16 protein-coding genes are annotated in these 15,295 nt (G+C 52.8%); 13 read left to right on the top strand and 3 right to left on the bottom strand.

Annotated elements, in window-relative coordinates:
* Positions 1-388: 388 nt before the first annotated feature.
* Genes Q0418_RS07770 through Q0418_RS07760 form a run of 3 tightly spaced genes read right to left on the bottom strand, consistent with a single transcriptional unit; the run spans position 389 to position 2,651 of the window.
* The gene (locus Q0418_RS07770; RefSeq protein ID WP_298483571.1) at positions 389-886 is read right to left on the bottom strand and encodes a shikimate kinase; all 498 of its coding nucleotides are present in this window, start codon (positions 884-886) and stop codon (positions 389-391) included.
* Between the two features lie 14 nt (positions 887-900).
* Complete coding sequence (locus Q0418_RS07765) at positions 901-1,740, bottom strand: shikimate dehydrogenase (RefSeq protein ID WP_298483570.1); 840 nt, start codon at positions 1,738-1,740, stop codon at positions 901-903.
* Positions 1,740-2,651, bottom strand: coding sequence for an ACP S-malonyltransferase (locus Q0418_RS07760; RefSeq protein WP_298483569.1), 912 nt, complete (start codon positions 2,649-2,651; stop codon positions 1,740-1,742). The genes Q0418_RS07765 and Q0418_RS07760 overlap by 1 nt, the downstream gene beginning before the upstream one ends.
* 274 nt (positions 2,652-2,925) lie before the next feature.
* On the opposite strand from Q0418_RS07760, the gene Q0418_RS07755 reads away from it, so the two are divergent.
* The 13 genes from Q0418_RS07755 (at position 2,926) to Q0418_RS07695 (ending at position 15,244) form a co-directional block, all read left to right on the top strand.
* The gene (locus Q0418_RS07755; protein WP_298483568.1) at positions 2,926-3,933 is read left to right on the top strand and encodes a beta-ketoacyl-ACP synthase III; all 1,008 of its coding nucleotides are present in this window, start codon (positions 2,926-2,928) and stop codon (positions 3,931-3,933) included.
* Between the two features lie 198 nt (positions 3,934-4,131).
* Positions 4,132-5,058, top strand: a complete 927-nt coding sequence (gene fabK, locus Q0418_RS07750; protein ID WP_298483567.1) for an enoyl-[acyl-carrier-protein] reductase FabK — start codon at positions 4,132-4,134, stop codon at positions 5,056-5,058.
* A 190-nt stretch (positions 5,059-5,248) separates the two neighbouring features.
* Positions 5,249-5,989, top strand: coding sequence for a 3-oxoacyl-[acyl-carrier-protein] reductase (fabG, locus tag Q0418_RS07745; RefSeq protein WP_367276250.1), 741 nt, complete (start codon positions 5,249-5,251; stop codon positions 5,987-5,989).
* Positions 5,990-6,165: 176 nt separating this feature from the next.
* On the top strand, positions 6,166-7,404 hold the full coding sequence (gene fabF, locus Q0418_RS07740) for a beta-ketoacyl-ACP synthase II (protein ID WP_298483565.1): 1,239 nt from the start codon (positions 6,166-6,168) through the stop codon (positions 7,402-7,404).
* Between the two features lie 12 nt (positions 7,405-7,416).
* Positions 7,417-7,899, top strand: coding sequence for an acetyl-CoA carboxylase biotin carboxyl carrier protein (gene accB, locus Q0418_RS07735; protein WP_298483564.1), 483 nt, complete (start codon positions 7,417-7,419; stop codon positions 7,897-7,899).
* 12 nt (positions 7,900-7,911) lie between these two features.
* On the top strand, positions 7,912-8,349 hold the full coding sequence (gene fabZ, locus Q0418_RS07730; protein ID WP_295217507.1) for a 3-hydroxyacyl-ACP dehydratase FabZ: 438 nt from the start codon (positions 7,912-7,914) through the stop codon (positions 8,347-8,349).
* Between the two features lie 12 nt (positions 8,350-8,361).
* Positions 8,362-9,720, top strand: a complete 1,359-nt coding sequence (gene accC / locus Q0418_RS07725; protein WP_298483563.1) for an acetyl-CoA carboxylase biotin carboxylase subunit — start codon at positions 8,362-8,364, stop codon at positions 9,718-9,720.
* Positions 9,721-9,777: 57 nt separating this feature from the next.
* Entirely contained in the window at positions 9,778-10,638 is an 861-nt protein-coding gene (accD, locus tag Q0418_RS07720) for an acetyl-CoA carboxylase, carboxyltransferase subunit beta (RefSeq protein ID WP_298483562.1), read from the top strand.
* 2 nt (positions 10,639-10,640) lie between these two features.
* Positions 10,641-11,459 (top strand): acetyl-CoA carboxylase carboxyltransferase subunit alpha, encoded by an 819-nt coding sequence (locus Q0418_RS07715; protein ID WP_298483561.1) that lies wholly within the window; start codon positions 10,641-10,643, stop codon positions 11,457-11,459.
* 79 nt (positions 11,460-11,538) lie between these two features.
* On the top strand, positions 11,539-11,781 hold the full coding sequence (acpP, locus tag Q0418_RS07710) for an acyl carrier protein (protein WP_298483560.1): 243 nt from the start codon (positions 11,539-11,541) through the stop codon (positions 11,779-11,781).
* A gap of 375 nt (positions 11,782-12,156) precedes the next feature.
* Positions 12,157-12,933 carry an ABC transporter permease gene (locus Q0418_RS07705; RefSeq protein WP_298483559.1) on the top strand — a complete coding sequence of 259 codons (777 nt, stop codon included), beginning with the start codon at positions 12,157-12,159 and terminating at the stop codon, positions 12,931-12,933.
* Positions 12,934-14,187 (top strand): ABC transporter ATP-binding protein, encoded by a 1,254-nt coding sequence (locus tag Q0418_RS07700; protein ID WP_367276249.1) that lies wholly within the window; start codon positions 12,934-12,936, stop codon positions 14,185-14,187.
* Between the two features lie 16 nt (positions 14,188-14,203).
* The gene (locus Q0418_RS07695) at positions 14,204-15,244 is read left to right on the top strand and encodes a bifunctional 2-polyprenyl-6-hydroxyphenol methylase/3-demethylubiquinol 3-O-methyltransferase UbiG (RefSeq protein WP_298483558.1); all 1,041 of its coding nucleotides are present in this window, start codon (positions 14,204-14,206) and stop codon (positions 15,242-15,244) included.
* Positions 15,245-15,295 lie beyond the last annotated feature (51 nt).

The raw sequence follows: 15,295 nt of genomic DNA, 5'->3' as shown, positions 1-15,295 counted from the left end.
CGGCTCCGTTCGGAAAACGCAGGGCGTTTTTGCGTTATGTAGGGGAAGCTATCAGCTGCCCGCAATTTTTCTTCCAATGTGTGGTGTTGCCTTAAGGCAACACCACACAAAGAGCGCCTGCCGGCTTTGCACGTCATATGCTTGCATCTTTTCCGTCATATTTCACAAAAATGCTCGTGAATACACAAAGTATTCACTCCGCTTTTTGTTTCATCTGACGAAAAATCTGACTGCACATCTGACGTACAATCTTTGTGCGGTGTTGCCTTAAATTACAGAATACTATAAATCAGATGTTTGCAACTCATAAAAACAGAAATAACCGCCCCACTTCCCAACAAGGCGGTTATTTCTATAACTACACTAAGGAAAGCAGATCGTCAATCTGTTACCCCAGCTGCAATTCTTTCAGAATACGCTCCGCCATCTGCCGGGGCGAAACGCCGCCGGGAATGACATGGGATGCGTGAGCACGGTATACCGATGCACGCTTCTCAAACAGTGCTTTCAGCTCTTCTTTTGTGCTGCGCTGCACAATGGGACGGTTGGTGTCGTCCTTGATACGGTTGTAACAGGTCTGGAAAGACTCGTCCAGCAACACCACTGCGCCGTTTTCTCTGGCATATGCAGCACTTTCCGGATTCAGCATGGCACCGCCGCCGCAGGAGATCACTGCCTTTTCCCGGCAGAGGGTGCGGATCGCCTGGGCTTCCACTTGCCGGAAATAAGGCTCGCCGTCCTGGTCGAAGATCTCGGGAATGCTCTTGCCCTCCTGTTCCACAATGTACGCATCTGTGTCAATGAGGGGCAGCCCCAGCTTCTGCGCCAGCGCTTCGCCCACCGTGGTCTTTCCGCAGCCCATAAAGCCGCATAGAAAAATGGTCATGCTGTGCCGCCTCCTCACTTTCCTGTATTCTGTGCGTCAATGGTTTCCTCCATGTCATGGATAATGGAGTCGATCTGTTCCTGGGTATAGCTGTCGCCGTTCCAGATCTCGTGGGCACGTACTGCCTGGAGCACCAGCATTGCCGCACCGCCCTTGGCAACCTTACCCTGTGCCAGCGCCTTGCGGAGAAACAGGGTCTTGGTGGGATTGTAGATCACGTCAAAGAAATAGTCCGCCTGGTCGATAAGCTCGTCCGGCACCGGGCAGGCGTCCACTTTCGGGAACATACCCACGGGAGACGCATTGATGATCACATCAAATTTCTCATGGATCTCCGCCGTCAGACGATACTGTACCTTTGCATCCGGCATAGTCTCTGTTGTTTCCGCCAGAAATGCCTCCACCAGTTCCTTGTCCTGGGGAATAATGCCGATGGTCAGGTCTGCACCGCTGCGCAGGGCTTCGGTGGCGATCATTCTGCCTACGCCGCCGCAGCCGATGAGCAATACCTTGCCGTCCATGGGGTAGTCTTTTACCGACATGGTGAAGCCGTCGCAGTCTGTGTTATATCCCACCAGCTTGCCGTCTTTGTTTGCCACGCAGTTGACGGAATTGTACCGCTTTGCGCTGTCGTCCATCTCGTCCACCATGGGAATTACCGCCATTTTGTGGGGGATGGTAATGTTAAAGCCCTGTAAGCTCCGCAGAAAGGGTTCTTCTCCGGCGAGATGCTCCGGTGCAATGTCTGTCAGTGTATAGCTGGCTTCTCTGCCAGCCATATCAAAGAGCCGCTCATGAATAAAAGGGGACATGGAATGCCCCAGGGGATGCCCGATGAGTGTGTACTGTTCCATTATGCAAATACTCCTTCCAGCGTTTCGCAGTTCTCACAGTTCTTGGCAGTGACACCCTTGAGGGTCTTTTTGACCAGTCCGGTGAGAACGTTCTTGGGACCGAATTCCACGAAGGTGTCAATGCCGGCAGCCTGCATTGCCGCCAGTTCGTCTGTGAAGCGTACCGGGGAGACAATGTGCGCTGCCAGAGCCGATGCCATGTCGGAAAAATCTGTCCGTGCTGTACCCAGTACATTAGAATAGAAGGTGACGTTTGGCTCGTGGAATGTCACATCCTTGACGGCTTCATAGAAAGCATCTGCCGCAGGCTGCATGAGCTTGGTGTGGAATGCGCTTGCTACAGCCAGGGGTACTGCACGTGCTTTCAGTGCTGCGCAGGCAGCGGCAGCCTTTTCCACAGCGTCACGGTCACCGGCGATAACTGTCTGTACACTGGAATTGTAGTTCGCCGGAACGACATAACCCTCTGTCTCAGCGCAGATACGCTCCACCTCTGCGGGCGCCAGCTTCAGGATGGCGCACATTGCGCCGTCAGCGGCACTGGCGGCGGCATCCATGGCTTCCGAACGAGCCTTGATGACACGGAACCCGTCCTCCAGGGAGAGCATTCCCGAAGCCACCATTGCCGCATATTCACCCAGGGAGTGACCGGCTACAGCATCATAAGTGAAGCCCTTTTTCTTTGCGGCTTCCAGGCAGACCAGCGAGGTCGCCATAATTGCCGGCTGTGCATAGATGGTGCGTGCCAGCGTCTGCGCATCGCTGTCAGCGATGATCGCATACAGATCGAAGCCCAGCACCTCCGATGCGGTCTCGTAGATCTCTTCCAGGGATGCATCCTGGCGTACCAAATCCAGTCCCATCTTCTCGTACTGGGATCCCTGACCGGAAAAGAGTGCAATTGTTGCCATAAGTACCATTCCTCTCTCATGGTTTTGTACAAAGGTGCACAAAACCAAAGCTTAATTTTTGTGCAAAAAATAGTATTTCTTCCTCCTGCGATTGAAAAACCACCGGGAAACGTTGCAAAATGTGCAAAAATATTCTATAATAGAAAGTGTATCCTGTGATTGCAGGCAAGCTATTTTTCTGAAGGACGCACTGTGCCGCAGAAAGCACAGTCATCCCCCTACTATCATAACACAAAAAAGAAAAATAGACAAGAGGAACGGAGGAATTTTTTGCATGGGTATTCATGTTTTAGGGACAGGCAGCTATACGCCTGACTTTCAGGTGACAAACGATGATATGGCGAAGATCGTGGAGACGAACGATGAGTGGATTCGGACACGTACCGGCATCGGCACACGCCATATTTCGGATGGAGAGCCGACTTGGTATATGGGAGCACAGGCGGCAGAGCGTGCCATCAAAGCGGCAGGGATTGACCCGGCAGAGATCGGTCTGCTCATTGACACCACCATTACACCGGAGTACTGTACTCCGTCCATGTCCTGTATCATTCAGCGTGAGGTGGGCGCTGTGAATGCGGCGTGCTTTGACCTGAATGCGGCATGTTCCGGCTTTGTGTATGCCATGGATACGGCGCACCGTTTTCTGAAAACCGATTCCTCCATGCGTTATGCACTGGTCGTAGCAAACGAGAGCCTGTCGAAGATCACAAACTACAGCGACCGTTCTTCCTGCATTCTCTTCGGAGATGGCGCAGCGGCAGCTGTCATCGAATATGACGAGAATGCACTGTACACCAGCCATCTGGGCGCAGACGGTACTGGTGCAAAATATCTCTATGCCCACAGTGCCCTGCCCCAGTCGCCCTTTGTGAAGCCGGAGCGTTTTGCAGAATATGACGATCAGATGGGACCGGGACCTGAGGGTTGGGAGCACACCATGCTCCAGGACGGCAGAGAGGTCTACAAATTTGCCACCCACGCTCTGGCAAAGGCGGCAACTCTGGCAGCAGAAAAGATCGGCTTCGATCTGAACGAGCTGGACAAGATCGTACCCCATCAGGCAAACATGCGCATCATTGAAACTGCCATGAAGTACCTGAAACAGCCTATGGAAAAGGTGGTCACCAACATCGAATTCCACGGCAACACCTCCAGCGCTTCCATTCCCATTGCCTTTGATGAGGCAATTCGTGCCGGAAAGATCCAGCGTGGGGAAAAGGTTTGCCTCGTGGGCTTCGGCGCAGGTCTGACCTATGCGGCACTGATTATGGAATATTAAATTGGTGAGATGACCCCTCCACCATTGCTTCGCAATGGTTCCCCTCCCCCTTTCAGGGGAGGCTGAAAGCGACCATTTTGTAAATTGCGGAGTATGCCTCCCCTGAAAGGGGAGGGAAACCGCCGATAGGCGGTGGAGGGGTGTATTGATAAAAATGGATCATAAAAAACTATCCCCAAAAGGAAAGGACGTATATTTATGGAAACCAGAATTACCAAGCTGCTGGGCAGCAAGTACCCGATGATTCAGGGCGGTATGGCGTGGATCGCCGAGAGCACCCTGGCTTCCGCTGTCTCCAATGCCGGTGCAGTAGGACTCATTGCTGGCGGCAGTGCGCCCATTGATTATCTGCGGGAGCAGATCCGTATCTGCAAATCCAAGACAGACAAGCCCTTTGGCGTGAATATCATGCTTATGAGTCCCAATGCTGACGACCTGGCACAGCTGGTCATTGATGAGCAGGTGCCCATCGTAACCACTGGTGCAGGCAATCCCGGAAAGTACATGGAGGCATGGAAAAATGCCGGCATCAAGGTCATTCCGGTGGTGCCCTCCGTTGCTCTGGCGAAGCGTATGGAGCGTGCCGGCGCAGATGCACTGGTGGCTGAGGGAACGGAGTCCGGCGGCCATATCGGCATGAATACCACCATGTGCCTTGTACCCCAGGTTGTAGATGCTGTGGATATTCCGGTCATTGCAGCCGGTGGTATCGCTGATGGCAGAGGCATCGCAGCTGCCTTTATGCTGGGTGCAGAGGGTGTGCAGCTGGGCACACGATTCCTGGCAACAGAGGAGTGCCAGATCTCCCCGAAATATAAGGAACTGGTAGTTAAGGCAAAGGACACCGATAACCAGATCACCGGTTTCTATTCCGGCAGTCCCTGCCGTGGTATCAAGACCAAGTATACCAAGAAGCTTCAGGCTATGGAAAAGGCTGCTTGTCCGCCGGAGGATTTCGAGGCAATGACGGTCGGCTCTCTCCGGAAAGCTGTCGTAGACGGCAACGTGGACGAAGGCTCCTTCCTGTGTGGTCTGATCGCCGGCATGGTCAACGAGGTGAAGCCCTGCAAGGACGTGATCGAAGAAATGTGGCAGCAGGCATTCCAGCTGCTGGGCAAGGAATAAAATGAATTGATAATGTACATACCCCTCAGTCACGGCTTCGCCGTGCCAGCTTCTCTTTCAGGGGAGCCTGATAGAAGCCTCCCCTGAAAGAGGAGGGGAACCATTGCAAAGCAATGGTGGATGGGTTTCATCGCCGCAGGCGATACCACAATTATGCATGATTCTGCATTCAGAAAAGGAGAATATGATTATGGCAACAGCATTGATTACCGGCGCATCCCAGGGCATTGGCGCCTGCATCGCCGTTCGTCTGGCAAAGGACGGATACAATATCGCAATCAACCATTTCCCCAGCGATTCCGACAAGGCAAATGCGGAAAAGGTGGCAGAGCAGTGCCGCAGCTTTGGCGTAGAGGCAGAGCTGTTCGCAGCAAATGTGGCAGATTATGCCCAGTGCGAAGCAATGACCAAGGCAGTGAAGGAACGCTTTGGTTCCATTGATGCCCTGGTCAACAACGCAGGTATTACCAAGGACGGTCTTATGGTGCGCATGTCCGAGGAACAGTATGACGCAGTAATCGCCGTAAACCAGAAGAGCGTATTCAATATGATGAAGCTGGTGGGTGCGATCATGATGCGTCAGCGCAGCGGTCATATTGTGAGCCTGGCATCGGTGGCTGGTCTGTACGGCAATCCGGGACAGATCAACTATTCCGCATCCAAGGCAGCTATTATTGGCATGACCAAGACCGTAGCAAAGGAACTGGGCGCAAGAGGTGTTACCGTCAACGCAGTGGCACCGGGCTTCATCAAGACCCCCATGACCGATGCCCTCACTGAGGAACAGCGTAACAAGATGCTGGAACTGGTGGCAATGAAGCGCTATGGAAATCCGGAAGAAGTGGCAAGTGTGATTTCTTTCCTGTGCTCCGATGATGCAAGCTATGTCACCGGACAGACCATCGAGATCTCCGGCGGCTTGATGATGTAAGTCCGTCTGACGCATCCGCAGTTTGCAGACTGTAGGGGCGAACTGTGTTCGCCCGAACTGAAAACGTATGGGGAACTGCGGGCGAATGATGTTCGCCCCTACAATGCAGTTGCCTGACGTGCATGGCGGCGGTCGCCGCTGTCGTAAAATATGATAACAATGAAAGGTTTACCAATATGAAAAGAGTAGTCATTACCGGCATGGGGACCGTCAATCCCCTTGGCAGCAACCTGGAAACGTTCTGGGAGAACGTGAAAAAGGGCACACTGGGCATCTCAAAGATCGATGCGTTTGATACCACTGAGCTGGGCGTCAGTGTTGCCGGCATTATCCGTGACTTTGACCCCACGGAGTATTTCGAGCGCAAGGACATCCGTCACATGGAACGGTTCACACAGCTTGCAGTGGCTTCGGCGGTGCAGGCACTGCGTGACTGCGGCACGGATTTCAAGGATCTGGACATCTATCGTCTGGGTACCATTATCGGCTGCGGCATCGGCGGCATCGGCAGAATTGAGGAAGAACACACCAAGTATGCGGCAAAGGGACCGGGACGTATTTCTCCGTTCTTTGTGCCCATGATGATCGGCAATATGGCAGCAGGTCAGGTGGCAATCCGTACCGGATTCCGTGGAGATAACTTCTGCACTACCACAGCTTGTGCATCCTCTACCCACGCAGTGGGTGAAGCCTTCCGGAAGATCAAGGACGGCTATCTGGATGTATGTCTGGCAGGTGGCAGCGAGTCTACCATTACGGAGTTCACACTGGGCGGCTTCCGTACCATGAAAGCTTTGTCCACAGAGGCAGATCCGGCAAAGGCTTCCACACCGTTCGACTTGAACCGTGGGGGCTTTGTCCTGAGCGAAGGCGCTGCAGTGCTGGTGCTGGAGGAATATGAGCACGCAAAGGCACGTGGTGCGAAAATTTATGCAGAAATCGCCGGCTACGGCGCAACCTGTGACGCATATCATATGACAGCTCCGGCAGATGAGTGCGGTGCTTCTTCGAGAGCTATGATCAATGCGTACAAGGAAGCCGGACTGCAGCCGGAGGATATCACCTATATCAATGCGCACGGCACTTCCACGCATCTGAACGATATGCTGGAGACCAAGGCAGTGAAGATCGCACTGGGCGAGGAACAGGCACGCAAGGTGAAGATCAATTCCACAAAGTCCATGACTGGTCACATGCTGGGTGGTACCGGTGCAGTGGAGGCTGTTGTTTCGGCACTGTCCATCCACGATGATTTCATTCACCAGACCATTGGCTTCACCACCCCGGATCCGGAGTGCGATCTGGATTACTGCACAGACGGTCCGGTAGAGATGCCGGTGAAGGCTGCATTGTCCAATTCCCTGGGCTTCGGCGGTCACAATGCCACACTCTGCTTCAAGAAGTGTGTGGATTAAGGAGAAACGCAAATGAGTGAAAAAATTTATAACATGGCTGACCTGGATACCATCGAAAAGCTGGCAGATATTGTGGCAGAAAAAGATCTGGGCGAAATTACCATCGTTGACGGCGGAAAGACTATTACCGTAAAGGGAAAGAAATGCCCGCCGCCCATGCCGCCTATGGGTATGATGCCCCAGGCTGTCCCAGCAGCTGTGACCGCAGCACCGGCGGCTTCTGCGGAAACACCGGCAGCTTCGGCTGCACCGAAGTCCCAGGGCAAGGTGATTAAAGCACCTCTGGTGGGCACATTCTATGCCGCACCCTCCCCGGATCAGCCGCCTTTTGTCCAGGTGGGCGATACGGTGAAAAAGGGCGATGTGGTACTGATTATTGAGTCCATGAAGCTGATGAACGAAGTTACCAGCGATGTGGACGGCGTGGTACAGGAAATTCTCGTGAAAAACGGCGAAGCGGTTGAGTATGACCAGCCGCTGATGATTCTTTCGTAAAGGAGTGCAGACATGGCAGAAGTATTGCTGAATCAGGAACAGATCAAGGAAATTATCCCCCACCGTGACCCGTTTCTCCTCATTGACGAGGTACTGGAAATGGAAGTGGGCAAGCGTGTTGTGGCACGTAAATATATCAAGGAAGATGACTTCTGGTTCAAGGGGCACTTCCCGGAAAAGCCCGTGACGCCGGGCGTTCTCATGGTGGAAATGCTGGCACAGGCAGGCGCAGTCTGCATTCTGTCCCAGCCGGAATTCAAGGGGAAGATCGCCCTTTTTGCCGGAATCGACAAGGCAAAGTTCCGTCGTCAGGTAGTACCGGGCGATGTGCTCGACCTGACTGTGGAGATCATTGCACAGCGGGGTCCCATGGGTGTGGGCAAGGCTGAGGCAACAGTGGACGGCAAGCGTGCTGTCAGCTGTGAGATCAAATTCGCAGTAGAGCAGTAAGGCGGCGTACCCATGTTTAAAAAGGTTTTAATTGCAAACCGGGGTGAGATCGCCGTGCGGATCATCCGTGCCTGCCGGGAAGCCGGCTTGCAGTGCGTCACGGTATATTCCACCGCAGACCGCACCGCACTTCATGCGGAGATCGCAGACGAATCCGTCTGCATCGGGCCGCCGTCCGTGCAGGAAAGTTATCTGAATATGAACGCTCTGATCTCTGCTTGTCAGAATACCGGTGCAACAGCACTGCATCCGGGTTTCGGATTCTTGTCGGAAAGTGCGGAATTTGCACAGCTCTGCATCGACAACGGCATTACCTTTATCGGTCCGTCACCGGAGTCTATCTCCATGCTGGGAGACAAGGCACGTGCCAAGGAGACCATGAAGGCGGCTGGCGTACCCGTAGTCCCCGGCTCTGACGGCGCAGTTTCCTCTGTGGAAGAGGCAAAGAAGATCGCCGCAGAGATCGGCTATCCTGTACTGGTAAAGGCATCCGCAGGCGGCGGCGGCAGAGGTATCCGCCGTGTGGACTCTGAGGAACAGCTGGAAGAGCAGATGCTGGTGGCAAAGGAAGAAGCACGGATGTTCTTCGGAAACGATGATGTGTATCTGGAAAAGCTTATCGTCGGCCCCCATCACGTGGAAATTCAGATCATTGCAGACCAGCAGGGGCATACCGTGGCACTGGGTGAGCGTGATTGCAGTATGCAGCGCCGGAACCAGAAGGTCATTGAAGAAAGTCCCAGCCCTCTCATGACCCCGGAACTGAGAAATGCCATGCAGGAAGCGGCAGTGCGTGCCGCAAAGGCGTGCGGATATTATAACGCCGGAACCATTGAGTTCCTGGTGGACGACGACCGGAATTTCTACTTCATGGAAATGAATACCCGGATCCAGGTGGAGCATCCCGTTACAGAGTGGGTTACTGGCGTGGATCTGGTACAGACCCAGCTGCTGGTGGCACAGGGAAAGCCGCTGCCCTTTACCCAGGAGGATATCCAGGTGAAAGGTCATGCCATCGAGTGCCGTATCAATGCGGAAAACCCGGCACAGGATTTCCGTCCGTCACCGGGCACCATTCATATGCTGCATATTCCCGGCGGCCCGGGTATCCGGGTGGACAGTGCAGTATACCAGGGCTATACCATTCCGCCGTATTATGATTCCATGATCGCAAAGCTCATTGTCCATGCGCCGACCAGACACGAGGCGTTCATGAAAATGCGCTGGGCTTTGTCGGAATTTATTGTAGACGGCATTGACACCAACATTGATTTCCTGCTGACCCTCATCAAGAACAAGGATTTCAATGCAGGTACATATGATAATACATTTCTTGAGGAATTTCTGAAAGAACAGAAGAATGCACCATAATGTTGCATATGCATTGTGAATTGTGCATCAGAAAGAAAGTAGGGTGATAACAAAACCATGGCGTTAGAGGAGTTATTCAAAAATGTAACCAAACGGTTCAATGACGATACGCCGGAGGAGCACGAACCTACGTTCAAGTGCCCGCGCTGTCAGCAGTCTGTATCGGAAAGTCGGTTTCAGGAGCTGAATAAGGTCTGCCCCAACTGCAATTATCATGCACGGCTGACGGCAAACGAACGGCTGCGGCTGACGGTGGACAGCGGTTCCTTTGTGGAATATGATGCAGACATGCACAGTTCGGATCCCCTGAATTTTCCGGGATATGCCAAAAAGGTGGAGTCCCTTCAGACCATGACAGGTCTGCGGGATGCAGTCATCACCGGAGAATGTACCATCAAGGGCTCCCGTGCCGTGCTGATCATCATGGATTCCCATTTTATGATGGCGTCCATGGGCAGTGTGGTAGGCGAAAAGATCACACGTGCCTTTGAAACTGCCACGGAAAAGGGCTTGCCGGTAGTGGCTTTCACGGCATCTGGCGGCGCAAGAATGCAGGAGGGTATCCTGTCTCTCATGCAGATGGCAAAGACCTCCGGCGCAGTGGCACGCCACAGCGAAGCAGGGCTGCTCTATCTGACTGTTATGACCGACCCCACCACTGGGGGGGTGACGGCATCCTTTGCATCTCTGGGGGACATCATTCTGGCAGAACCGAAGGTGCTCATCGGCTTTGCCGGGCGGCGTGTCATTGAGGGCACCATTCGCCAGCGGCTGCCCGATAATTTCCAGCTGGCGGAATTTTTGCAGGAAAAGGGCTTTGTGGATATGATCGTGGAACGCCGTTCGATGCGCAGTACCCTGTCACATCTGCTGAAGCTCCACGGCTATGACAAAGAAAACGGATCAGGAGGTGCGTGAAAATGGAACAGGAACAGCAGCGGCGCACGGCGTGGGAACGCCAGCTTTTGATTCGTGACAAGAATCGTCCCACTGTCCGGGATTATATTCCCCGGATCTTCACGGATTTCTACGAACTCCACGGCGATCGGGGCTATGGGGATGACGGTGCCATTATCGGCGGTATCGGCCGTCTGAACGGCGTGCCGGTGACGATCCTGGCACAGGTGAAGGGACGAAATCTCAAGGAGAACAAAGCGTCCAATTTCGCCATGCCTCACCCGGAGGGATACCGCAAGGCACTCCGACTGGCACACCAGGCGGAGAAATTCCACCGTCCGGTCATCTGTCTCATTGACACCCCCGGTGCATTCTGCGGCGTAGAGGCAGAGGAACGTGGACAGGGCGAGGCAATTGCCCGGAATATTGCAGAATTCATGATGCTGAAAACCCCGGTGATCTCCGTGGTATTGGGCGAAGCCGGAAGCGGCGGCGCACTGGCGCTTGGCGTATGCGATGCCCTGGGAATGCTGGAAAATGCGTTGTATTCTGTTATTTCTCCCAGAGGTGCGGCATCGATTCTCTGGAAGGATGCTTCACGGGAACAGGATGCCTGCGAGGTGATGCAGATCACTGCTGAGGATATGCTGCGATTCGGGGTGGCAGAAGCCATCATTCCCGAGCCTGAGGGCGGTGCACAGAACGATATAGACAAAATTTCCGAAAATATTAAAGAATATTTGGCGAAAATGATAGCAGAAAAATTACAAAAAGATATTGACGTTTTGCAAAAAGAACGGTATACTAAGTTTAGGAAAATCGGCGTGTTTCAGGAAAACTGAGAAAAGCGCTGGTTCCCGGGAGAAATCCCGTGACGCCGCCTCGTCTGGGGCGCAACATCAATTTTTGGAGGAAGAAAAAATGGCAAAAGAAGAAATTTTTGAGAAGCTGAAGGACCTGGTTGTAGATCAGCTGGGCGTGGATGATGACGAAGTTACCATGGAAGCAAACATTCAGGACGATCTGGGTGCAGATTCTCTGGACGTTGTAGATCTGGTAATGTCTGTAGAAGAAGAGTTCGGCGTAAAGATCGCAGACGAAGAGCTGGAAGGCATCAAGACTGTCGGCGATATCGTGGACTACATCGAGGAGAACAAGGACTAATCAGCTTTGGCTTTTCGGAAAAGGTAACAAAAACCGGGGATGCGTTTGCATGTTCCCGGTTTTTTGCATTTTGTGAAGTGTGTGGATGGAGTCTGTGGGAGCGGATAGTATCCGCCTGTATTTGTTGCCTTATCTCTCCGTTTTCGCAAACTTTTTGAAAAAACGGGTGGGAAATATTTTTAGAGGTGACCTTTTGCCGTTAAGCGTATGATTGCCGGATTATGATGCCCTGACGAAAGCAGCCAAAAACATTGACTTTTTCCAAAAAATCGGTTATAATAAAACATACGTGTATTGTGGGATGGGAATTGCGAAAGGCAGACAGAAGTTCTGCATTTTCTTCCCGCCCAAATCCAAAACAGACAGGACAATGCTATGAAATTATGCAAAGAAATCTATCAATACCGCCAGATGATCTTTAGCCTGGTGAAAAAAGACCTGCGGGGCAGGTATAAAGGCTCTGTCCTCGGCTTCCTCTGGACGTTCATCAATCCGCTGATGCAGCTGGTGGTCTATACATTCGTGTTCACCTACATCATGAAAGCAGGCATCGACAAGTATTACCTCTACCTGTTTGTGGCGCTGATTCCGTGGATTTTCTTTTCCTCCGCCATTACCGGCGGCTCCAGCTCCATTGTGGCACAGAAAGACCTGGTGAAGAAAATCTATTTCCCCCGTGAGGTCATACCCATTTCCTATGTGACCAGCTGCTTTGTGAATATGCTCCTGTGCTTCTGTATTATTTTCCCGGTCATGGTGATTGCTGGGGTACCCCTGAATCCGCTGGCGCTTCTTTGTCTGCCGGTGGTAATGATCGTGGAATATTTCCTCGCCCTGGGCATGGCGATGCTCTCCTCGGCAATCACGGTGTACTTCCGGGACTTGGAGCATATCCTGGGTATTGTTACCATGATCTGGATGTACATGACGCCGATTTTCTATTCCATCGAGATGATTCCGGAAAAGCTGCGGTTTGTGTATCATATCAACCCCATGTCCTCTGTCATCAGCTGCTATCGGGACGTGCTGTATTATTCCAGAGTGCCGGATCTGACCAGCCTGCTGGAGGCTGTAGTACTGGGGGCACTGTTCCTGGTGTTGGGAACAGCCGTGTTCGGGAAACTGAAAAAGGGCTTTGCGGAGGAATTGTAAATGGGGAAAGACATGAAACAGGACGATGTCATTGTCGTAGACAATGTGAAAAAACAATTCAAGGTCTATCTGGACAAGGGGCAGAGCTTCAAGGAACGGCTTCTGTTCCGGAATCGCCGGCGTCATGAAGAACGACAGGTGCTGCGGGGAATTTCCTTCACGGTAAAGCGTGGGGAGGCAGTGGGACTCATCGGGCACAACGGCTGCGGCAAGAGTACGACGCTGAAACTGCTGACCCGGATTCTCTATCCGGACAGCGGCAGCATCCAGATTCAGGGACGTGTTTCCAGTCTCATCGAACTGGGCGCAGGGTTTCACCCGGACATGAGCGGACGGGAAAATATCTACACCAATGCGTCGATTTTCGGACTGACCAAAAAGGAGATCGACCAGCGGCTCCGGACGATTATTGATTTTTCCGAACTGGAGGAGTTTATTGACAATCCGGTGCGCACCTATTCCTCTGGTATGTATATGCGCCTTGCCTTTTCCGTTGCCATCAATGTGGATGCAGATGTGCTGCTCATTGATGAGATTCTCGGCGTAGGCGATGCCAATTTCCAGGCGAAATGCTTCAATAAACTGCGGGAGATCAAGGCACGTGGAACGACCATTGTCATTGTGTCCCACTCCCTGGGACAGATCGAACAGATCTGTGAGCGCTCCATCTGGATTCATGACGGACTCATTCGTGCTGAAGGTCCGGCACGGGATGTAGACCTGGAATATATGGAATTCATGGGCGAGAAAATGCAGGAAACAGCCAAAAAGGAACTGGAACGCAAACAGCAGGAAACGGATACAGCGGCGGAAACTGCGGAACAGGAAAAAAACCGCTGGGGAAACGGCAAGGCACGTATCCGGCAGATTCAGGTGTGTGACGGAGACGGTGCAGAACAGCGTGTGTTCCAGACTGGAGAACGGGTTCAGGTACGCGTGCAGTATCACGTGAAAGAAACGGTGGAGGATGCTGTATTCGGTATCGGTGTATTCCGCCAGGATGGTGTGCAGTGCTACGGTACCAATACACGCATTGACAAGCTGCCGCCCTTTGACCTCACCCGGGACGGTACAGTGGAATTGCAGCTGGAGACATTGCAGCTGCTGCCAGGCACGTATACGCTGGATCTGGCAATTGAATCCGGAGATGGCGTACCAGTGGATTATTTTAAAGAGGCTTTGACCATTCAGATGACGGCTTCTGTGGGGGATGTGGGTGTCATGCGGATCCCTCATCAGTGGAAGATTAACTGACGGGAAAGGACGGGACATGGAGAACTTCGGGCAAGTATGGCAGAATATCCAGCAGCAAAAGGGCATAAAGGGCTGGATGAAACGAAAGCTGTTCGGCTGGCTGGTACGAGACCTGGCACAGGCACAGCAGACCCAGACCGGACAGTTGGAAAAAATGCAGCAGAAAGTGGGCAAGATGCACCGGGGACAGACCCAGCTGCGGCAGGATTTTGAGCAGGCGTGTGTGAATCTGCGGAACAACAATGCCCAGCTGTCTACGCTCCAGAGCAATCTGGACTGTTTGAAAGTGCAGCTCCGGCAGCTGGAACGGCATATGTCAAAGGCGGCGGAGACTGTTCCGGTGGAATCTTCCGGGACAGTACAGAACACATCACCTGCACCGATGCAGACCTATGATACCATTGAATATTTCGATTTCGAGAACCATTTCCGTGGCTCTGTGGAGCAGATCAAGAATGCACAGCGGCAGTATTTGCCCTATTTCACCGGAAAGCAGCATGTACTGGATCTGGGCTGCGGCAGAGGCGAATTTCTCTCCCTCATGCAGGAGCAGGGCATCCCGGCAGTGGGGGTGGATCTCTACAAGCCATATGTGGAATATTGTACCATGCAAGGGCTGAATGCCGTCTGCGGAGATGGCGTGGCATATCTTTCGAAAATGGACAAGGCAGATGGTATTTTCGTCGGCCAGGTGGTAGAGCACCTGACACCGGAACAGATCATGACCCTTTGCCGTACTGCCTTTCAAAAGCTGGAGGATGGGGGCTGTCTGGTTGTGGAAACGCCCAATCCCACGTCATTGTCCATCTATACCAATGCATTTTACATAGACCCGTCCCACGTGAAGCCGGTGCATCCGCTGACCATGCAGTATTATCTGGAAAAGGCAGGCTTCACCAGGACGGAGATCATCTATACAGAGAGTAGCCGCCCGGCGCAGACCATTCCGGAACTGCACTGCCCGGGAGAAAATGTGGCGGAATTCAACGCTGCCATGCAGCAGGCAGCGAAAATGCTGTACGGCAGTCAGGATTATGCCATTGTTGCTGTGAAATAAAGGCAACACCGCACAAAGAGCGCCTATCGGCTTTGCACGTCATATGCTTGC

The sequence above is a fragment of the uncultured Ruminococcus sp. genome, assembly GCF_937915125.1.
Classification (GTDB): Bacteria; Bacillota; Clostridia; order Oscillospirales; family Ruminococcaceae; genus Ruminococcus_C.
The sequence above is the reverse complement of the archived record's forward strand: the minus strand, read 5'-3'. Positions and strand labels throughout refer to the sequence as shown.